Annotated in this window: 14 protein-coding genes; 3 read left to right on the top strand and 11 right to left on the bottom strand. The window is 67.3% G+C overall.

The genetic code is table 11. From position 1 onward, the window contains the following. Positions 1 to 45: 45 nt before the first annotated feature. Together ACZ3HV_RS41695 and ACZ3HV_RS41690 are read right to left on the bottom strand one after the other, a co-directional pair. The gene (locus tag ACZ3HV_RS41695) at positions 46 to 1533 is read right to left on the bottom strand and encodes an aldehyde dehydrogenase (RefSeq protein WP_465693173.1); all 1488 of its coding nucleotides are present in this window, start codon (positions 1531 to 1533) and stop codon (positions 46 to 48) included. A 60-nt stretch (positions 1534 to 1593) separates the two neighbouring features. After that, positions 1594 to 2463, bottom strand: a complete 870-nt coding sequence (locus tag ACZ3HV_RS41690; RefSeq protein WP_465693171.1) for an EamA family transporter — start codon at positions 2461 to 2463, stop codon at positions 1594 to 1596. A gap of 138 nt (positions 2464 to 2601) precedes the next feature. On the opposite strand from ACZ3HV_RS41690, the gene lysX reads away from it, so the two are divergent. From lysX to ACZ3HV_RS41675, 3 genes are read left to right on the top strand one after another with little or no spacing between them, the layout of a single operon-like run. Beyond that, positions 2602 to 5958: a bifunctional lysylphosphatidylglycerol synthetase/lysine--tRNA ligase LysX gene (gene lysX / locus ACZ3HV_RS41685; protein ID WP_465693169.1), complete on the top strand. Its 3357-nt coding sequence runs from the start codon at positions 2602 to 2604 to the stop codon at positions 5956 to 5958. 13 nt (positions 5959 to 5971) lie between these two features. Then, positions 5972 to 6688 carry an amino acid permease gene (locus ACZ3HV_RS41680; RefSeq protein WP_465693167.1) on the top strand — a complete coding sequence of 239 codons (717 nt, stop codon included), beginning with the start codon at positions 5972 to 5974 and terminating at the stop codon, positions 6686 to 6688. A 5-nt stretch (positions 6689 to 6693) separates the two neighbouring features. After that, a complete protein-coding gene (locus ACZ3HV_RS41675; protein WP_465693165.1) occupies positions 6694 to 7425 on the top strand; it encodes a hypothetical protein in 732 nt (243 codons plus the stop codon). A gap of 87 nt (positions 7426 to 7512) precedes the next feature. Here ACZ3HV_RS41675 and ACZ3HV_RS41670 read toward each other — a convergent pair whose 3' ends face one another. The 9 genes from ACZ3HV_RS41670 to ACZ3HV_RS41630 all read right to left on the bottom strand — a co-directional run bounded on the left by ACZ3HV_RS41670 (position 7513) and on the right by ACZ3HV_RS41630 (position 20358). Then, positions 7513 to 10362, bottom strand: coding sequence for a family 20 glycosylhydrolase (locus tag ACZ3HV_RS41670; RefSeq protein WP_465693163.1), 2850 nt, complete (start codon positions 10360 to 10362; stop codon positions 7513 to 7515). Between the two features lie 246 nt (positions 10363 to 10608). Then, complete coding sequence (locus tag ACZ3HV_RS41665) at positions 10609 to 11271, bottom strand: TetR/AcrR family transcriptional regulator (RefSeq protein ID WP_465693161.1); 663 nt, start codon at positions 11269 to 11271, stop codon at positions 10609 to 10611. A gap of 87 nt (positions 11272 to 11358) precedes the next feature. Beyond that, a complete protein-coding gene (locus ACZ3HV_RS41660; protein ID WP_465693159.1) occupies positions 11359 to 13056 on the bottom strand; it encodes an ABC transporter substrate-binding protein in 1698 nt (565 codons plus the stop codon). 61 nt (positions 13057 to 13117) lie between these two features. After that, complete coding sequence (locus ACZ3HV_RS41655; protein WP_465693157.1) at positions 13118 to 14158, bottom strand: ABC transporter ATP-binding protein; 1041 nt, start codon at positions 14156 to 14158, stop codon at positions 13118 to 13120. Between the two features lie 16 nt (positions 14159 to 14174). After that, the gene (locus tag ACZ3HV_RS41650) at positions 14175 to 15245 is read right to left on the bottom strand and encodes an ABC transporter ATP-binding protein (protein ID WP_465693155.1); all 1071 of its coding nucleotides are present in this window, start codon (positions 15243 to 15245) and stop codon (positions 14175 to 14177) included. A 17-nt stretch (positions 15246 to 15262) separates the two neighbouring features. After that, a complete protein-coding gene (locus ACZ3HV_RS41645; protein ID WP_465693153.1) occupies positions 15263 to 16267 on the bottom strand; it encodes an ABC transporter permease in 1005 nt (334 codons plus the stop codon). Between the two features lie 3 nt (positions 16268 to 16270). Further along, positions 16271 to 17317, bottom strand: coding sequence for an ABC transporter permease (locus ACZ3HV_RS41640; protein ID WP_465693151.1), 1047 nt, complete (start codon positions 17315 to 17317; stop codon positions 16271 to 16273). 515 nt (positions 17318 to 17832) lie between these two features. Further along, positions 17833 to 18822: a DUF1444 domain-containing protein gene (locus tag ACZ3HV_RS41635; RefSeq protein WP_465693150.1), complete on the bottom strand. Its 990-nt coding sequence runs from the start codon at positions 18820 to 18822 to the stop codon at positions 17833 to 17835. A gap of 144 nt (positions 18823 to 18966) precedes the next feature. Continuing rightward, a complete protein-coding gene (locus ACZ3HV_RS41630; RefSeq protein WP_465693148.1) occupies positions 18967 to 20358 on the bottom strand; it encodes an FAD-binding oxidoreductase in 1392 nt (463 codons plus the stop codon). Positions 20359 to 20372 lie beyond the last annotated feature (14 nt).

Raw genomic sequence — 20372 nt, 5'->3', positions numbered from 1 at the left:
CCGAGACTACGCGCGAACCCGGCGCGGGCACGAGCAGATTCTTGATCAGCCGAGTTTGAACGGGTCGCGGGTGGCTCCGGTGAGTTCTACCCAGACGGACTTCACCTCGGTGTACTCGTGGACCGCGTCGATCCCGTTCTCACGGCCCATTCCGCTCGCACCGAAGCCGCCGAACGGGACGTTGGGCGCGACGACTCGATAGGCGTTGATCCACACGTTCCCGGCCCGTAGCCGCGCAGCGACCCGATGTGCTCGGTGCACGTCCTTCGTCCACACGGCACCGGCGAGCCCGTACGGCGTGTCGTTCGCCAGGCCGAGCGCCTCATCCTCGTCGCGGAACGTGTACACGGACAGCACCGGCCCGAAGATCTCTTCGCGTACGACGGTGTGCTCCTTCGTCACACCCGTGAGTACGGTCGGCCGGACGAAGAGCCCGCCGTGGTCCTCGTCGGGACCGCCACCACAGGCGACCACGGCCCCTTCCTTCCGCGCTGTCTCCAAGTAGCCGAGCACCTTCTCGTACTGCGGTGTGTTCGCGGCCGGCCCCATCTCGGTGTCCTCGTCGTTGGGGTCCCCGAGCCGGATCCGGTCGGCACGCTCGACGATGAGGCTGACCAGTTCGTCGTGCACACTCTCGTGCACGATGAGACGTGATCCGGCCATGCAGGTCTGGCCGGTCGCGGCGAAGACACCGGCGATGACGCCGTTGGCCACCGCGGGGAGGTCCGCGTCGGGGAACACCACCTGAGCCGACTTCCCGCCGAGCTCGAGCGTCACGCGGTTGAGATTCGCCCCGGCGGCCTGGGCCACGGCGGCTCCGGTCGCGGTCGACCCGGTGAAGGCGACCTTGTTGACGCCGGGGTGCCCGGCCAGCGCGGCGCCGACCGACCGGTCCAGCCCGCAGACGACGTTGAACACGCCGGGCGGGAATCCGGCGTCGTGAACGAGTTCGGCGAAGGCCAGGGTCGAGGCGGGGGAGTGTTCGGACGGCTTCACGACGAAGGTGCACCCGGCCGCGAGTGCGGTGGCGAGCTTGAAGGTCATCAGCAGCAACGGCGAGTTCCACGGCGTGATGGCTGCTACGACGCCGGCCGGCTCTCGTCGGGTGTACACGAAGTAGTTGTCCCGGTCCGAGGGGATGGTGCGTCCCTCGATCTTGTCGGCGAGCCCGGAGAAGTAGTAGTACCACTCGGGCAGGTACCGCATCTGCCCGATCATCTCGCGATAGAGCTTGCCGGAGTCGGCCACCTCGAGCCGGGCCAGTCGCTCGGCGTTGGCCGCGATGACGTCCCCGAGCCGCTGAAGCAGCCGCGCCCTCTTGAAGCCGGTCATCTCACCCCACGGACCCTCGAGCGCGTCCCTCGCGGCTTGAACGGCCCGGTTCACATCCTCGACCGTCCCATCCGGAACGATCGCCCAGTCCTTGCCGGTGTAGGGATTGTTCGAGGCGAAGGTCGCTCCCGACAGGGCGTCCACGAACTCTCCACCGATATACATCTGGAACCGCTGCAGATCGATCGTCGTACTGGTCATCGCTGCTCCCGGTCGTCGTACGCCATCCCTCCGGACGTTAGATCACCACCGGCACAACGGCTACGTCGTGCGTTGGAGGTCGGGCTGGGTGAGGTCGCCGTGCCGGGACAGGCGCAGGGCGCCGGCCACCGCGAGGACGAAACCCAGGGCCGCGACGTATCCCCAGCCGGGCCTGGGCCGGTCGCCCAGCATGAGTACGCCGACCAGCGCGGGTGCGACCGTCTCGCCGATCACCAGCGGTGCCGTCGCCTGCGTCACGCTGCCGCGTTGCAGGGCGGTCGAGTAGGCGAGGAGCGCGACTCCGCCGGCGAGGATCAGCGCATAGATCGACGGATCGGTCAACAACGTGCCGAGATCGCTGAAGAGTGTGTCGAGACGGACTGAGCCGGGCAGCACCCGGGCTGCCACCGCGACCGCGCCGTAGGCAAGGCCGGCAAGTGCGCCGAGGGCGGCGGCGCCACGGGCGCCGTCGATCCGGCCAAGCGGCACTGCCAACACTCCGAGCGCGACGGCTGCCACCAGCACGCCCCAGCGTTCCGCCTCGCTGACCGTGACCGAACGATCCTCCGCCGCGGACAGACCGACCAGGACCAGTCCGGCGATGACGAGCAGCAGGGCGATCCAGTCGGACCGGCGCAGCGGCATGTGCAGAAAGATCGCCCCGAGAACCGCGGTGACCGCCAGGAAGCTCGCCACGATCGACTGCACAACGAACAGCGGCAGTGACCTCAGCGCGGCAATGGACAGTAGGAATGCAAAGCCGTCGAACCCGATTCCCAGGAGGTATCGCCACGAGCCAAACAATCGAATGAGCAACCGTGGGTCGAGACCCTCCGCGGATTGCGTACGGCGGGCGGCGACAGCCTGCAGTATCGAGCCCACGCCGTAGCAGACGGCGGCCCCGAAAGCTCCCAGCAGACCGGCGATCATAGGCCGAGGCTACGCCGTACGGGCGGTCACCGAACGTGTCCGTACGTACGGTAGGCAGTCGTTCCGGGCGTGTACGTCACCAACGGTCTCCTGTACTGTCGTGAGCTGGGGAGAGTTGGTTTTACAGGGTGGGTCCGGATGAACACAACGGTGGATGCTGCTGCGTTTCCGGTGGAATCAGGTGCCCGGATTCGCTCGGTCGGCGTTCTGAAACCGCTCGACGATCGCTGGCCGGATCATTTCGCGGCGGCCATGTTCGCATTCGCCGCGCTGGTGACGGTTGTCGCGGTGGTGCCGCCGTGGCGGGATTATTTCGCGCGCGAGCAGGATATCGTTTCCATGCTCACGATTCCGCTCGTGCCGAGCCTTGTTTACGCCGCACTTCTGGTGGCCATGGGGGTGGCGCTACGACGCCGGTTGCGCGCCGCGTGGTGGCTCCTGGTGCTGTGGTGGTTGATCCTGCCGGAGCTGGCCAGGATCGCCTCGCTGCTCGATGGCGGGTCGTGGGTGCAGCTCATCGGACTCGTGCTGATCGCCGGAGTCCTCGTCATCGCGTGGCGTGCCCGGCCCCAGTTCGCGGCCAGACGGGTGCCGGGCAGCCTGTGGCAAGCGATCGTCTCGTTCCTCGTCGGCGGCGCGGCGGTCCTGCTGGGCGGTGCCTGGCTGGTGCGCCGGTTCGGGGACGCCGGTGACTTCGCGACCGCCGCGCAGTACGTCTTGGACGAGATGCTCACCGACCTCGGCGAGCTGGGCCCCGACCAGGCGGTGACGGCACCGCTGTGGGTGCGCGGGCTGATCGGGCTCGCGGGGGCGTCCGTCGTACTGGTGTCGGCGCAGCTGTTGTTCCGGGCGCCGAAGCAGACCCGCACCCTGGACATCGCCGACGAGGCCAGGATCCGGACGCTGCTGCGGGACTTCGGCGACACCGACTCCCTCGGCTACTTCGCGACCCGCCGGGACAAGTCGATCGTCTGGGATTCCGCCGATCCGGCCGATGCCCGGTCGGGGGTGTCCTACCGCGCGATCGGATCGGTCAGCCTTGCCAGCGGAAACCCGGTCGGCGATCCGGTCCACTGGCCGCCGGCCATCGAGCGATGGCGCGAGCATGCCCGGTCGAACGGGCTGTCGCTGGCGGTGATGGGTGCGGGAGAGGAGGGTGCGGCCGCATTCGCGGAGGCCGGGCTGACGGCGTACGAGATCGGCGACGAGGCCATCGTCGACCTGCGGACGTTCTCGCTGAACGGACCCGGCATGAAGGCCGTCCGGCAGTCGGTGTCCCGCCTGCAGCGTCGCGGCTACACCACGAACGTCGTTCGCCACGCGAGTCTGACTGCCGACGAGTTCGCGGCCCTCGGCGTGGCGGCCGGGTCGTGGCGGGGTGACGGCGGGGACGAACGGGGGTTCTCGATGGCGCTCGGCCGGCTGGAGGATCCGCTCGACGGTGACTGCGTCCTGGTGCGTGCGTACGACGCGGAGGGCTCCCTGCGCGGATTCCTCAGCTTCGTTCCGTGGGGCCGAACCGGGCTCTCGCTCGACCTGATGCGTCGCGACCCGACCGCCGACAACGGCCTGGTGGAGCTGATGGTCTCAGCGCTCGCCGAAGAGGCGGCCGTCTTCGGCGTCGGCCGGGTCTCGCTCAACTTCGCGATGTTCCGCGAGGCGTTCGAGCGGGGCGCGGAGATCGGAGCCGGACCGGTCGCGCGGTTGTGGCGTCAGGCGCTCCTGGTCGCGAGCCGCAACTGGCAGCTGGAGTCGCTGTACCGCTCGAACGCGAAGTACCTCCCGGTCTGGCAGCCCCGGTTCATGTGCTTCGAGTACACCTCGGATCTTCCCCGGGTAGGGACGGCCGCGGGCAGTGCGGAGGGGTTCCTGACTCGTCCCAGCCTCACGATGCTCCGGCGCAAGAACCCTGAGACCGCTCTCGACACCGCCGGTACCGCCCACGCTGCCGCGGTTACTGCTCTGATTCCCGAGCCGCCGGATCCGCTGGCAGCGGCGCTGTCGATCGAGGGCCTGCCCGAACAGGTCCGGGTACGCCGGGAGAAGCTGGACCGGATCCGGGCCCAGGGCATCGATCCCTACCCGGTGACGTACCCGCGCACGCACACGATGGCTCAGGTCAGGGCCGACGCCGGCACCCTTCCGCCGGGAACGTCAACGGGTCGCCAAGTAGCGGTGGCCGGGCGGGTCATCCTCAAACGCGACCTCGGACGCCTGGGCTTCGCGAAGCTGCGCGACGGTAGCGGTGACCTGCAACTCATGGTCGACCAGGCCGCCGTCGGCCAGGAGCAGTACGACTTCTGGCGTCATGACATCGACCTCGGCGACCAGGTGGGCGTCACCGGCGAGGTGATCACCACCCGGCGGGGAGAGCTTTCGGTCCGCGCCGAGTCGCTGCAGCTGACGAGCAAGGCGCTCCGCCCGCTGCCGGACAAGGTCAAGGGACTGGTCGATCCGGAGGCGCGGATCCGGGCGCGGTACGTCGACCTGATCGTGCGGCCGGCCGCCCGGGACGTGGCGTACAAGCGGGCGACCGTCGTACGGAGTGTGCGCGACTCCCTGCAGGCGAGGGGATTCGTCGAGGTCGAGACGCCGGTGCTGCAACTGGTCCACGGCGGCGCGAACGCGCGTCCGTTCGAGACCCATATCAACGCCTACGACCTCGATCTGTACCTGCGGATCGCGACCGAGCTGCACCTGAAGCGGCTGCTCGTCGGCGGCATGGAGAAGGTGTTCGAGGTCGGCAGACAGTTCCGGAACGAGGGCGTGGACTTCAAGCACAATCCGGAGTTCACGTCGCTGGAGGTCTACGAGACGTACGGCGACTACAACACGATGCGGCTGCTGACCCAGGACATCATCCAGGAGGCCGCGACCGCGGTGTACGGCTCGCCACTCGCCCGCCGTACCGATGCCGACGGGAAGACGGTCGAGTACGACCTGTCCGGGACCTGGCCGGTCAAGAGCATCTGCGAGGCGGTCTCGGAGGCACTCGGCGAGGAAGTCACCGCGGACACACCGGTCGAGACGCTGCTCGGACATGCGGCGAAAGTCGGGCTGGAGCCCGACGCCGACGCCTCCTGGGGCGTGCTGCTCGAGGAGATCTACGAAGTACTGTGCGAGCGCACCACGACGACGCCGGTCTTCTACACCGACTTCCCGAAGGACAACGCGCCACTGACCCGGCCGCACCGGAAGGACCCACGGCTCGCGGAGAAGTGGGACCTGGTGATCTTCGCGGCGGAGCAGGGTACGGCGTACTCCGAGCTGATCGATCCCGTGGACCAACGCGCGCGGCTGGTCGCCCAGTCGCAACTGGCGGCCGCGGGTGATCCGGAGGCCATGCAGGTCGACGAGGACTTCCTCGAGGCCCTGGAGTACGGCATGCCGCCGACCGGCGGGATGGGGATGGGCATCGACCGGCTGGTGATGAACCTGACCGGCCTCTCGATCCGCGACACCATCCTGTTCCCGTTGGTCCGGCCCAGCTCCTGAGGAGTGAGGCGTTGTGATCGCGCGCCGGTCAAGCACCGTCCAGAAGGTCTCGGTCCTCACCCTGACCGGCATGGTCGTCGGTTCGATGGTCGGTGGGGGAGTCTTCACACTGCTCAAGGAGTTCGGCGAGGCCGACGGCCGGACCTGGACAGCGGTGTGTACGTCTACGCCAACGCCGGGTTCGGCAACTACGTTCGCGGACAACTTCTGGGGCGGCGACGAGCGCTCGGTCGGCTCGGTGTTCGACCAGGTCACCGAGACGATGCTGGTCACCACCTTCGTGTTCCTCGGGATCGAAGGCGCGAGCGTGTACTCCCGCTTCGCCCGGCGGCGTCAGGACGTCGGGCGGGCGACGATCCTCGGATTCGTGAGCGTGCTGGCGGTGTTCGCATCGGTGACCTTGGTCTCGTACGGCGTACTGCCGCAAGCCGACCTGGCGAAGTCCGAGCAGCCGTCGATGGGCAGCGTGCTGGAGTCCGTCGTCGGATCGTGGGGGGCGACGTTCGTCAGCATCGGCGTGATCATCTCGGTCCAGGGCGCCTATCTGGCGAGGACGCTGATCAACGCGGAGATTCTCTACATGCCGGCGCGCGGTGACGTGATGCCGCGCTTCCTGACCCGTGACAACGCGCACGCGACCCCGATCGCCGCACTGCTCAGCACCACCGCGGCTGTCCAGTCGGTCCTGATCGCGGGATCTCAACCGATTCGCTCGATGTCTGACGGGTGATCTGCATGGGTTGGTATCGGGATCTCGTCGACACCGGTCGGGCGCAGGCAGCCTGGATGCTCCTGGCCTTCTTCGTCACTTTCACCGTCACGCGGGCGGTCACCCGACGCATCCGTGCCAAGCAGGCTTCCGCCCAGGATCAGGGCGGCCTGTCCGACACGTACATCGGCGGCATCCACGTCCACCATCAGGTCTGGGGGATCCTGATGGTGATGCTTGCCGGGCTCCTGTATTTCCGCTACACCCCGGGTACGCCGTGGGCCGAGGTGCTCGCGGTGATCTTCGGGGCCGGGGCGGCCCTGACGCTGGACGAGTTCGCGCTGTGGCTGCATCTGGACGACGTCTACTGGGGGCCGGAGGGACGCAAGTCCATCGACGCGATCGTGCTGGGCGGAGCGCTCGGTGTCGTGCTCCTGATGCAGACCAGCCCGATCGGAGCCGAGCCCGAACGCGCCGGCAGTGCCCTCTCGAGGTGGACCTACTTCGCCACGATCGCGTTCCACCTCCTGATGGCGGTCGTCTGCTTCCTCAAAGGCAAGCTCCCCACCGGCCTGATCGGCATCGTTGTGCCGGTCGTCGCCTTCGTCGGAGCCTTCAGACTGGCCAAGCCCACCTCCGTCTGGGCCCTCCGCCGCTACACCGGCCCAAAACTCGAACGAGCCCAGAGACGCTTCGGCCCGATCTACAACAAGCGCTGGAACCAAATCCGCGACAAACTCGGCGGCGGCGTGTCCTGAACCGCGCCCTTGTTCTACAGGGGCAAGCCGATGGCGGCCCTGCGCAGGTCGCGAGTGCGCAGGGCCGCCGTGCTCACCGGCCGGCTGTCAGAGGCCGGTGCACTGGCCCGACTTCGGGCCGGACGCGGAGTTGGGTTCGCCGGCGTCGGTCGGCGCGGGGGAGTTGCCTGTGCAGGACAGCGGCCCGCTGATGTGGTTGCCGGAGACAATCGTCGAGCCGGTGTTGTTCTGCAGGACGAGCGGGCCTGCCACGGTCGCACCGTCGACCGTCACCTGACCCACCGAACCGCTGACCTTCACCGGACCTGTGACAGTCGTTGGCGCGCACTCGCCGTTCCGGTTGCCGAGCCAGACCCGGGTTCCACCGGTCACGGTCACCGGCCCGGACACGGTCGTACCGCACAGCAGAACGTTCCCTGCCCCGGACGCCGTCACCGGGCCGCGGATTTCAGACCCGGATGCATAGAGTCCGGCACCCGCGGCCACGGTCACCGGTCCCGAGACAGTCGCGCCGTCGAAGCACGCGACGCCCGAGGACACAGTCAACGGGCCTTGGTGCGTCCCGGTGAGCATCGTCGTACAGGACGGGACGCCGGTCGCGACGAACGGCACGACCCAGGTCTTGCCCTGACGGCTGTAGGTGACGGTCCCGTGATACGCCCCGTCCGCCGGGTAGGTGTGGCTCCCGCTGACGGTCATCAGGCTTCTGCCCTGACGTTGACTCGCTGTGTAATCGCGGGCTGCGATACCGGCGGCCTCGGCCGGGGATCCGTCGCCCCAATCGATCGTGGCGGTGAACTCACCCGGCGGAAGCGAGCCGGCAGCCAGATGTCCCAGAGGTGCGTTGTTCACGGTCCTGTCCACACCGAAGCGGGTGACCGTGCCCATCGACTCCGGGCTCCAGGTGACCTGGGCGATGGAGCCGAAGTTCACGTTGGCGAAGGCCCACCGAGGTCCGGCGACGCTGAGCCGTTGGCGATACGCGTCGTAGTCCTGGGTGAGCACCTTGGGAGACCAGGCCTTCTCCAGGATTCCGGCCAACCGTGGGAAGACCATGTACTCGTTCGTGGCCAGCCCACGCATCTGCTCGCCCCAGATCGGCGCCTCGATGCCGATGATGTCCTCGGCCTTCGGACCGCCGTACGCCGGTTGCGCCCAGACGGACCGGTACTTCTCGTAGACCCACTCCGGGTCCCACGAATAGGCCTTGTCGAGTTCGGTCCGCGGTGTGCGGCCGGGAGAGCCGTCGTACCCGAAGTCGAGATAGGCGTTCCACTCCGGGGTGGTGATGACGTCGCGGCCCTGGTTGAACCACTCCGGCTTGATGAGCGGGGGACCGCCGCCGGTGTAGTCGGACCAGTAGTGGTTGATGGAGGTCGAGCCCGGCGCGTAGCCCTCGAGTGCGGGGTTCCAGCCCATCATTCGCTTGCCGGTGCCGTCGACGATGGTCTCCATCTGCCCGATCCACCACTTGTAGTCCTCGTGGGGCATCCCGATGGCCTCGTCGCCGCCGATGTGGATGATCGGTCCGGGCGAGATCGCGGCGAGCTGTGCGATCGCGTCTCTCCAGAAGGCGAGCGCCCGCTCACTGGCCGGGTCGTTTGGGTTGGTGCAGAACCGGTCGGTCTGGGTCTGGCCCTGGCAACCCATGACCGCGACGCCGCCCAGGGATCTGACCGCCGCCGTGGCGTGGGCCGGGCCTTCCAATTCGGGGACGATCTCGATGAACCGGTCGGCCGCGTACTTGACCAGGCCCTTGAAGTCCTCTTGCGTGTAGAAGCCCGCGATACAGCCCGAACCGTTGCACCCGGTGCCGTCCAGAGCCGGGTAGCCCTTGATCTCCAGGCGCCAGGACTGGGAGTCGCTGAGGTGCAGGTGCAGGCGGTCGCTCTTCAACGCTGCCAACTGGTCGATCATGGACCGGATCTCGGCCACGGTCATGAAGTTGCGGGCGGGGTCGAGCTGAAGGCCTCGATGCGCGTAGCGCGGGTAGTCCAGGACTGTGATGGGTTGTGCTGTCCACGGTCCCACACCGGTGGTGGGGGAATTGATTGCCGCTGGCAACAGCTGCCTCAGGCTCACGAAGCCGTTGAACAGGCCATGGGCTTGCGGGGCGACGATCTTCGCGCCCGCGCTCGAGATCGTGAGGGAGTAGCCCTCGTCGGCCTTGTCCGCTGGGATGCCGATCACCGGTGCGATGCTTAGCGCGATGTCAGAGGCCGTAGCGGAACCTGTCACCACGGGAAGGACGAACCCGGTGGCCGGCCGAAGGTAACCGGCGAGCACCTCAGCCGTGGCTGCGAGGGCGCTGCTGGAGACGACGATCCGGGAGGTGTCCGTGAGCTCCCACGGCTGACCGCTGCCGGGCGTCTGCTTCACCGGTACGGGAGTGATCTGCCCGACAACCGGTGGCGGCTTGGGGCCGGACCAGATCTCGAACTCGTTGATCGTGTACCCGGTCGTGGACGTGGTCGACAGGGCCTGCATCCGGACGCACGAGACCGGGTTCTGTTGATCGATCACCTGGGAGTCCTTGTCGGCCGGATTCACCACATGGGTGACCGTCGACCAGGTCTGGCAGTCGGCGTCCGTGGACACCTGGACGTCGTACTCAGTCGGCTTCGACGGTGACGTCCACCGCGTGAACACCTCGTACACCGGGGCAGGCGTGGCCAGCTTGACCTGGAACCAGTCCTGGGTCGGGTCGTAGCCGTTGCCGACCGACGCGTAGTTCGAGGTCCATCCGTTGTGCACGAACACGTCGGTCGCGTTCGCGGGCGCGTACGTCGCCGCGGGCGCGGTCATGCGTTGGGACTTGGCGGAGGCGACCGCACCTGGCAGGAGAGCGAGGTTGACGCTCTCGGAGTCTTCGGTGGCGGCCGTTGGTGTGCCGGCGGCAGCCTGTCCCACTGTCAGTGGGACGAGAGCTGCGGCCACAAGCGCACCGATTGTCAGAGCGGGGACAGCACGGGGTCGAGACAAGAACGAGAATCTCACGTCACTCCTTGCCGGTGCTGGGCGGTGTCACGCGGTCCAGAAAGTCGACCGTACCGGCGATCCTCCGCCCCACTCACCAGACCTGCAAGAAACCACGGCGTGTCAGGAGCCGCGTCAGGGCAAGCCGCGTGTCAGCCGGCTATGAGGCCTTGGGGTGTGGCAGGAGCAAGAAGCCTAGGGCCATGCCTATTCCGCTCTGTTCCGTGGACTGGTCGTCGCGGATATTTCCAGCATCGTCGCGAGCCAGTTCTGATATTGCTGGGCGGGCCATCCGCGGTCCCTGGTGAGACGAGCGAACAGATCCGGACCGGTCAACGCCCACCACGCATCGGCCACTGTCGTCGGGTTGGCATCCGCGGCGAGCAGTCCCTCGGTGGCGAAGTGACCCACGAAGGAACGCAGCCCGGTCAGACGTTCCGCATCGGTCTCGGCGACAACCTGCGCCGCGTCCGATCCGCCTGCCAGCAGGACCGCCGCCAAGGGTGCGAGCCGCTCGTTCACCGCGCACACGAATCTTGCGTAGGCAGCCAGTTTCGCCTCAGCTCCCGGGGTGGCGAAGATGTCGCGCAGCACGGGGCGGTCGGCGATCGCCAGCGGCTCGTCGTCTCCCGCCAGCGTGACGTCCCACACTGCTTTCGCGAGTGCGGCCTTGGGGCCGATCGACTTGTACAGCATTTCCGCTGACACGCCCGCTCGCTCTGCCACCGCATGCATCGTGGTTGCCGCGAAGCCGCGTTCCAGGAACAACGTCAGACACGCATCAAGTGCCGCGGCGCGCCTGATCCTGGCCTGGTCCCTGCGGCCGGACGAGTCGTAGCCGCGACGACCGGGTGCTGTACCAGCCGGCACCGGCGCCTCCCTTCACTTCCGTTGCCCGACCTGCCGCTGACCGGGAGAGCGACGGCACCGGCCGCCGCCCTCCCGGTTGTGCGGTCGTCAGCCGGCCTTCTTCACTCCGATCTGGGTCAGGTCGGGGAAGCCACCGGTGTTCGGGTCGGTCACGACGTTGTCGAGGTTGGAGCCCACGACGTACACGTTGAGGTCCTGGACAGTCGGCACCAGCGGAGCCGTCTTCATGATCTCGGTGTACAGGTCGGACAAGCCGGTCTCCAGTTTCTGCTTGTCGGTCTCCTTCGTCAGCTCGGCCATCTTGTCCCAGCCGGCCTGGCTACGTCCGTAGTTGTTCTGCGCCGACTTGTTCGGGGCGGTGGTGTCCGGGCCGAACACGGACGGCACGATCGTCGTCAGGCTCGCCCAGTCGTAGCACCATCCGGCGGTGATCAGGTCGGCCGCGGCGGAGTCCTGCTGCTGCGTCGAGTAGTAGTTGTCACCCGGGATCTTCTGGATCTCGACGTTGACCCCGATCGCCTTCCAGGACGCCTGGGCGGCCTCGGCCGCCTTGACCGCCAGACCGGAGTCTGCCGTGGACAGGACGAGCTTCTCGCCCTTGTAGCCGGCCTCGGTGAGCAACTGCTTGGCCTTCGCCTGGTCGCCTTCGGCCGGAGCCTTGAAGTTCTCCTCCGGCTTGTAGCCCTCCATGTCCTGCGGAATGATCGAGTCGACCACGGCGGCGAGCCGCTCGCCACCACGGCCGTCGCGGTAGCTCGTCCGGTCCAGGCCGTAGTACAGCGCCTCGCGCAGCTTCTGGTTCTTCAGCAACGGCTTCTGCTGGTTGAACGCGATGTAGCGGCGGCAGATGTCGGTGCCCTGGACCACGCGGTCCTTGACATTCGCCTGGTTGGTCTTGGCGATGTTCTCCGGCTGCACACCCGCGAAGCTGAGCGAGCTCTGGTCCGCGGTGCCGTTCGCGATCAGCCGCTGGTCGACTGTCGCCTCGGCGTCACCGAACTTGAAGATGAACTTGTCCGGCCGGGCATCGCGCACCGGGTCCGTCGCCTGGACCCACTGGTCGTTGCGGACCAGCACCAGCTGCTTCTTCCGCGTGTAGGACTCGATCTTGTACGGACCAGAGGCCACCGGGTGGTTGTCGTACTTGGTCCTGGTGTCCTTGGCCTTCGGGACCGGCGAGAAGACCTTCATGCTCGCGGTACCGTCGAACGAGGCGACCGGCCGGTTGAGCTTGAAGACGATCGTCTTCTCGTCCGGCACCTCGATCGCGGTGCAGCCCTTGCCGGCGTTGTTGTTCGACACGTACGGGCCTTTGTAGCCCGCGCAGTCGAGGTATTCGTGCGCGTACGGCGCACCCTCGGCCATGTCGGCGGCGAACGAACGCTCCGCGTTGTACTTGATGTCGGCGGCGACGATCGGCGTGCCGTCCTCGTACTTGATGCCGTCCTTCAGCTTGAAGGTCCAGGTCTTGAAGTCCGGGCTGGACTCGTAGCTGTCGGCGAGGTCCTTCTCCAGCACGAGCTTCTTCGCCTTGGCGTCGTACCGGTAGTCGGTCAGGGTCCGGGTGATCAGTTTGCCGATCATGCCGGAGTCGGTGACGAAGTTGCGGGCCGGGTCGAGATGCTCCACATCGCTGACGTGGTAGACGGTGACGGTGCCCCCCTTGGCACCGGCCGTGTTCTGCGCGCTCGGCGTACCCTTGTCGTCGCCCCCGCAGGCAACCGCCGACACGGCCAGACCGAACCCTGCGGCGATCGCCATCCCGGTTCGCTTGACGTGATCCATGGCCAGTGTTCCTTTCTGTATTGACATGCGCCGCCGGGTCGCGGCGGCTGTCCGTTAGTTGTCAGATCACATCCCGTTCCTCCGGGAAGTGACATGCCGCAAGGTGGTCAGGGGCGCCGATCTGCAGCAGCGGCGGCTCCTGATCGGCGCAGATGTCCTGCGCCTTCCAGCACCGGGTACGGAACCGGCAGCCAGATGGTGGGTTCAGCGGACTCGGCACATCCCCGGTCAGCCGGATCCGGTCCCGCTGCACGGTTGCGTCCGGGTCCGCCTCCGGGACCGCCGACAGCAACGCATGGGTGTACGGGTGCCGGGCGTGGTTGTAGAGCTCGTCCCGGCCGGCCGTCTCGACCACCTTGCCGAGGTACATCACCGCGACCCGGTCGGAGATGTGCCGGATCACCGACAGGTCGTGCGCGATGAACAGGTAAGCCAGGCCGAACTCCTCCTGCAGATCCTCGAGCAGATTGACGATCTGGGCCTGGATAGAGACGTCCAGCGCCGAGACCGGCTCGTCGCAGACGATCAGCCGCGGCCGCAGCGCAAGGGCTCGCGCCACGCCGATGCGCTGCCGCTGACCGCCGGAGAACTCGTGCGGGTAGCGGTTGTAGTGCTCGGGGTTCAGCCCGACCCGCTCCATCAGCGTCTGTACGGCGTTCTTCGTGCCGCCGTCGGCTTTCACCCTCTGGATGTCGAACGGCGCCGCGATGATCGCCCCGACGGTCTGCCGCGGGTTCAGCGACGAGAACGGGTCCTGGAAGATCATCTGGATGTCCCGCCGGTGCGGGCGCATCCGGGCCCGGCTCAGGTGCGTGATGTCCTCGCCCAGGAACGTGAGTGTGCCGCCTGTCGGTTCGTCCAGCCTGGTCACGAGCCGCCCCGTGGTCGTCTTCCCGCAACCGGACTCGCCGACCACTCCGAGCGTTTCCCCTGCGTGGATGGCCAGATCGATCCCGTCGACCGCCTTCACCGCCCCGGTCTGCTGCTGGAAGATCATGCCGCGGGTGACCGGGAAATAGCGTTGCAGCCCACTCGCCTCGAGTAGCAGTTCTCCTCGCGAGGAATTGGTGAGGCTCGTCTGCTCTGCGGATGTCGTACTCACCGGCGCTCCTCGGCCATCACAAGTTCGGCTTGACCTGGTCGGCGAACAGCCGCTTGCGCTGCCCGGACTCGATGTGGCAACGGACCAGGTGCCCCGCCTCACCGATCTGCAGCAGCTCCGGCAACTCGGCCGTACAAGACAGCCCCTCGACGTGCTTCTGGTGGTCGCAGCGTGGCTGGAACGGGCATCCCTTGGGCAGGTTGATCAGCGACGGCGGGGTACCGCGGATCGACTTGAGCCGCGCTGCGCCGGTGCGGTTCACGCGCGGGATCGAGCCGAGCAGGCCCCAGGTGTAGGGCATCTCGGGCCGGTAGAAGATGTCCCGGACGTTGCCTGCCTCAACGACCCGTCCGCCGTACATCACCACCACGTTCTCGGTCATCTGGGCGACCACGCCCAGGTCGTGAGTGATCAGGATGATCGCGGAGTTGAACTCCTTCTGCAGATCCTTCATCAGGTCGAGGATCTGGGCCTGGACGGTGACGTCGAGGGCTGTGGTCGGCTCGTCGGCGATCAGCAGCGATGGATCACACATCAACGCCATCGCGATCATCGCGCGCTGCCGCATTCCGCCGGAGAACTGGTGCGGGTAGTCGTAGAACCGTTTGTCCGGCGACGGAATGCCGACGCGGTCGAGCAGTTCCACGGCACGCTTGTGGGCCACCGACTTCGGGGCGTCGTTGTGCACCAGGTAGGCCTCGGTCAGCTGGTCGCCGATCCGGTAGAACGGGTGCATCGCCGACAGCGGGTCCTGGAAGATCATCGCGACCTTCCGGCCGCGCAGCCGCCGGATCTCGGCCACGGACATCGCGACCAGCTCGGCGCCGTCCAGCCAGATCTCGCCGGTCACCTGCGCCCGGCTGCCCTTGTGCAGGCCCATGATGGCCAGGCTGGACACGCTCTTGCCGGAACCGGACTCGCCGACGATGCCGAGAGTCTGGCCTCGCTCGAGGCCGAAGCTCAGGCCGTTGACCGCCTTGACCAGGCCGTCGTCGGTCGGGAAGTGCACCTGCAGGTCCTTGACCTCCAGGAACGGCCGGCCAATGCCTGGAGTCCCTTGCACGGCCACTGTCTCGGATTCGGTCACCACGTCACCTCACCTGATCAGGACAACCGCACGCGCGGGTCGATGACGGCGTACAGGACGTCGACGATGATGTTCGCGACGACCACGAAGATGGCGGCGAACAGCACGACGCCCATGATCGCGGGCAGGTCGTTGCTGAGCACCGAGTCGATCGAGAACTTGCCCAGGCCGGTGATGCTGAAGATCTGCTCGGTGATCACCGCGCCGCCCAGCAGGCCGCCGACGTCCAGGCCGAAGATGGTGACGATCGGCGTCAGCGCGGACCGGAGCCCGTGCTTGAACACCACGGTCCGCTCGTCGAGTCCCTTGGCCCGAGCGGTGCGGATGTAGTCCTCGTTCATCGTGTCGATCATGCTCGCCCTGGTGAGCCGGGTGTACAGCGCCGCGAAGACCAGCGCCAGGGTGATCCAGGGCAGGATGTAGAACTGCAGCCATTTCACCGGACCGACGGTGAACAAGGCGGAGTTCGCCGTGTCGGGGAACGGGATCCATTGCAGTTTGACGATGAAGAGGTACAACAGCACGTAACCGAACACGATCGTCGGGAAGGAGACGCCGAACAACGCGAGCCCGACGCTGAACTTGTCGATGAATTTGCCCTTGCGGAGCGCCGCGACCAGGCCGAGCAGTACGCCGGCGACCAGCCAGAAGATCGCGGCCCCGGTAGCCAGCCACAAGGTCGCCGGGAACGAGTCGGTGATCGAGTCCCAGACCGGGATGCCGTTCTGGTACGACTCCCCGAAGCACGGCCACGGGCAGTTGCGCTCGTTGCCCTCCGAACCGATCGTCCGGCCGGCCGGGCTGATCAGGCCCTGCATGTAGTGGCCGTACTGCACGATCAGGGGATCGTCGAATCCGTACGTCGCGTTGACCTGCTGGACGGTCTCGGTGTTGCAGTTCTTTCCGCAGATCAGCAACGCGGGGTTCGCCGGGGTGGCCCAGAACAGGAAGAACGTGATCGCGCTGATCACCACGAGGACGAGCACCGACTGGAGTAGCCGGCGGATCAGGAAGCGGCCCATCGGTCAGCTCCTTCCGGCGCGCGGGTCGAGAGCGTCGCGGACCGAGTCGCCGAGCAGATTGAAGGCCAGCACAGTGATGAACAGCGCCATCCCCGGGAAGAACAGGTACAGCGGATTGCTCTCGATCCAGTTCGACGCGTCGGCGATCATCCGGCCCCACGACGAGGTGGGCTCCTTGATTCCGACGCCCAGGAACGACAGTGCGGCCTCCGCGGTGATGTAGCTCGGGATCAGCAGCGTCGTGTAGACGAGCAGAGTCGGCAGCAGGTTGGGCAGGAGCTGCCGGAAGATCACGTAGAGCGGCCCCGCGCCGAGCGATCGAGCCGCCTCGATGAACTCCCGCTCGCGCAGCGACAGAGTCTGGCCCCGGACGATCCGGGCCAGATAGGCCCAACCGAAGAAGCCGAGCACGAACATCAGCACGCCCATCCGCAGCTTGTTGTCGTCCGGTATGCCGAACAGGTCCTGGCCGCGCGAGGCGATCACCGGGGTCAGAGCCATCACGAACAGCAGGGAGGGAAAGCTCAGCATGATGTCCATCAGCCGGCTGAGTAGCGTGTCGACCCAGCCGCCGACGTACCCGGACACCATCCCGATCACGGTGCCGAGCACGACGGCGATGATCGTGCCGCCGAGCGCGACCAGCAGCGAGACGCGGGTACCGTAGACCAGCCGGGAGAAGACGTCCCGGCCGTTCTGCGGCTCCACGCCGAGCCAGTGCTCGGAGCTGGTGCCGCTGCCCCACAACCCGCCGATCGGGATGCCGCCGTCCCGCGTGTTCAGCAGCGGGTTCCCGTTCGCATCGAGCTTGTTGAACTGGTCCGGCGGGAATCCGTTCAGCTTGACGATCAGGGGCGCGAGGAACGCCACCGCGATGATCAGCAGGATCACGATCGCGCTCACGATCGCGACCTTGTCCTTGCGCAGCCGTGCCCAGGCGATCTGGCCGAGCGACCGGCCCTCGATCTGCTTGGCCTCGGTTGTCTCGGCCAGATAGTCAGCCGGCAGGCCATCTTCCGGAGACTGCGCCTCGGATACCCCCAGCGTCATTGCCCGTCACCCGTCCTTGTGGTGATAGCAGCCCCAGCAGTCCACCCGGCCGTCCGGGTTCCCGGAACCTTATGTATCTCGCACTGTGGACGCCATGGGATGATGCCTCTGTCACCGAATCGTGACAGTTCGGATATAGAGCGTCGCTGTGCGATCCGTCCCCACGAGCACCTCAAGGAGGCTGACCGCGGCACCTGCTCCGTACTCGGCTTCTCGGGGAAGCTGTTGCCATCAGCAACATACCGCCGACGCCTCGACCCGGAAGTCAGGCCGAGCGGAGACAGAAGGGGTGTCCGGCCGGGCTGGCGTACACCCGGGAGCCCGGCTGATGCGGTGCGGATCGCCACGCTCCTGTACGACGGGCCGCGCTACGGCACAACGCACCACGGCTGGATCAATTGCAACCGTCGGAGGCTGGTAGCAACGCCAACGCCGCAAGGGTTTTGCCGAGTTGCCGGCTGGGCTGGACCTGTCGTTCGATGGCCACGAGTGGCTTGGTCTGGAGGTCGGGCCGATCATGTGGGACGCCGGCGAGCGTTCGCGTCGGTGTCGAGGCGCTGCAGGGCTTCCGAGAGGCGGCCGGCGGTCTGGAGGCGGACGGCGCCGGTCGAATAGTCGGTCACCTGCTGCCACTCGTTGCCCGTCACGTAGTAGACGTGTGGGCTGACGGGGCCTGGCGAGTCGGCGAAGAAGCAGGTCGTGAGTCTGACGAGCACGTCGACGGCATTGACCACGGTCTGATCTCGCAACACATGCACGAGCAGCATGTCTCGTGCCGGCATGGCTACGAGGCAGCCGAATGGGGGATTCTCAACCCGGAGCGATTCGCGCAGCACGGTGTCGAGGACGAGTGCCCGGGAGGCGGTGAACATCCCGCCGGTGATCATGGCGATCTCGGCACCCTGAAGTCGCACGTGCTCGACCTCGTCCTTGAGCCGGCGTAGGTTCGCCAGGCCGATTCGGGCGGCTTCCTCCCAGGGCACCCCGAGGCTGTCGATGTCGAAATGCATCGCGACAGCGCGCCCGGCGTAGCTCGCGGGTGCGGTCAGCACACCTGGCACGAACTCAGGGACACGCTCGACCCAGCTGGGCTCGATGGTGGACGCACGCACCAGACGAAGGTAGAGCTCGCCCTCCAGGTCGTCCGGAATCGTCGGCGGTCCGCCCTCGGGGACCATCTGATCGAAGTGCGCCGCCACCGCGGAGCGCCACTGCTGTCGTGGCAACCCGGCGACGGTGCGGGCGAGATTCACCAGACCCGCGAACATCTGGTCCTTCGCAGGATCACCGTCGGCTTCGATCGGCACCAGCGCCGCTGCTCCGTCGTACCGCATCGGTAACCCGCGTTCCGCGACCGCATTCTCCGCCAGACGCACCAGCCGGTTCGCCTGGGTCACCGTCAGCGGCACCAGGGCCGCGTGCGGCCGATTCCCGTCGTTCTCCATACGCCGTCGTCCGCGGTCACGATCATTCCGGCGACGGTCTCGGTCCTTGCCAGCACTCATCGAGCACCTCCTTGCCCAAAGAACATATGGGCTTTCACACGCCGGAGACGGGCGACTTCGTAGCCTGTGGAAAACCTGCAGGACCGGGCATGCGCGCGCGGCGGAGGGTGGGCTCCGCCGCGCGGGCTTCGTGCTTTGCGGATGTCAGCCGGCGACTGCGCGGGCGTATTCGCCGATCTGGAGGACGCCGTCCGGGTCGTACTTTTGGCTCACCTCGACGATGCGGCGAAGCGTCTGCTCGTCGTACGCGCGGTGTGCCGTCAGGGCGTCGTGGGGAGGTCCGAAGTTCGGCCACACTCCGCCGGTGTCCCACTCGGACAGCTCCGCGGAGAGCCGGTCCCAGTGCGGTAGGACGCGGGGGTCCTCCGCGATGCCGACGGCGAGAACGCTGAAGCCGGCGGCGCGGTGGGAGAAGGCGTCCGGGTGCTCGGGCGACCGGGCGTAGGCGGCGCCCAGTTGGCGGATCTCGACCATCAGTTGCGGTGACCCCGACCCGCAGCCGGCCACGTCGAGCAGCCGCTTCGCGGTCACGTCGGTGAACTCGGTGAGCAGCATGGCCGGGTCGACGACGGGCATCGGGTCGACCGGGTCCGCGTGCACCGAGTCGACGGCCAGGTAGGGCTTCTCGTCAGCGTCGTCGAGGATCACCGGAGCGACGGCGCGGATCCGGTCCAGCAGCTCGCGGCCCTCGTCCGCGGCCCCAGTCCAGACGAACCGGACGCCAAGAGTCATCCGGCCCGCCAGGGCGGGCGGAATGCCGGGGGCGTCGGGGAGCTGGAAGAGCACGAACGACGTCGTCGCCTGCTCGGGAAGCGACATCGACCACTGACGCCACCGGTCGATGACGCGCTCCGCGTCGGCACCGTCGAAGTACACCGCACCGCCGTAGAAGGTCGGTAGGTGAACCAGGTCGAACTCCACCGCCGTCACGATCCCGGTCGCGCCCTTACCGCCCCGCAGCGCGAAGAACAGATCCGGGTGCTCGGTCGGGGTGACCCGACGGAACTCGCCGTCACCCGTGACGACCTCGAACGCGCGCACCTTGTCCGCGGCGAGACCGTAAGTGCGGGCCATCGGGCCGACGCCACCACCGGTGGTGTACCCGACCACGCCGACGTCGCTGGTGGACCCGTTCAGCGGGGCCAGCCCGTACCGCGCGGCCGCTCGGATCACCGGGAGCCACTTGACGCCGGCTCCGACACGAGCCCAACCCTCGGGGTGAACCGTGACCTCGTCCAGGCCCTTGGTCACCACGAGCAGATGTCCGGCGTACGAGCTGTTGGCACCGTGGCCGGTGGCCTGGACGCCAACGGTGTAGCCGTTCGCTCGGGCGAAGCGGACGGTGGCAACCACGTCCTCGGCCGTGCTTACGGCGACAACCGCGGTCGGCTGCATGGGTACGGCGAGGAGCCACGGCGTGGACAGCCCGGCGTACTGCTCGTCGTCGGGCGTGTGGACCTCGCCGGTCAGGCGACTGCGAAGCTCCTCGAGGGAGGCGTGCTGCCGCGTGGTGGCGCGGTCAAGAGCGATCGTCATCGAACTCTCCTGTT

The sequence above is a fragment of the Kribbella sp. NPDC020701 genome (assembly GCF_055562215.1).
This window is presented reverse-complemented; position numbering and strand designations above follow the sequence as displayed.

What these genes read in the sequence shown, in the direction of transcription:
- ACZ3HV_RS41695 (WP_465693173.1), bottom strand. Translation starts at nt 1,533, where the DNA reads ATGACCAGTACGACGATCGATCTGCAGCGGTTCCAGATGTATATCGGT.
- ACZ3HV_RS41690 (WP_465693171.1), bottom strand. Translation starts at nt 2,463, where the DNA reads ATGATCGCCGGTCTGCTGGGAGCTTTCGGGGCCGCCGTCTGCTACGGC.
- lysX (WP_465693169.1), top strand. Translation starts at nt 2,602, where the DNA reads ATGAACACAACGGTGGATGCTGCTGCGTTTCCGGTGGAATCAGGTGCC.
- ACZ3HV_RS41675 (WP_465693165.1), top strand. Translation starts at nt 6,694, where the DNA reads ATGGGTTGGTATCGGGATCTCGTCGACACCGGTCGGGCGCAGGCAGCC.
- ACZ3HV_RS41660 (WP_465693159.1), bottom strand. Translation starts at nt 13,056, where the DNA reads ATGGATCACGTCAAGCGAACCGGGATGGCGATCGCCGCAGGGTTCGGT.
- ACZ3HV_RS41645 (WP_465693153.1), bottom strand. Translation starts at nt 16,267, where the DNA reads ATGGGCCGCTTCCTGATCCGCCGGCTACTCCAGTCGGTGCTCGTCCTC.
- ACZ3HV_RS41640 (WP_465693151.1), bottom strand. Translation starts at nt 17,317, where the DNA reads ATGACGCTGGGGGTATCCGAGGCGCAGTCTCCGGAAGATGGCCTGCCG.
- ACZ3HV_RS41635 (WP_465693150.1), bottom strand. Translation starts at nt 18,822, where the DNA reads ATGAGTGCTGGCAAGGACCGAGACCGTCGCCGGAATGATCGTGACCGC.
- ACZ3HV_RS41630 (WP_465693148.1), bottom strand. Translation starts at nt 20,358, where the DNA reads ATGACGATCGCTCTTGACCGCGCCACCACGCGGCAGCACGCCTCCCTC.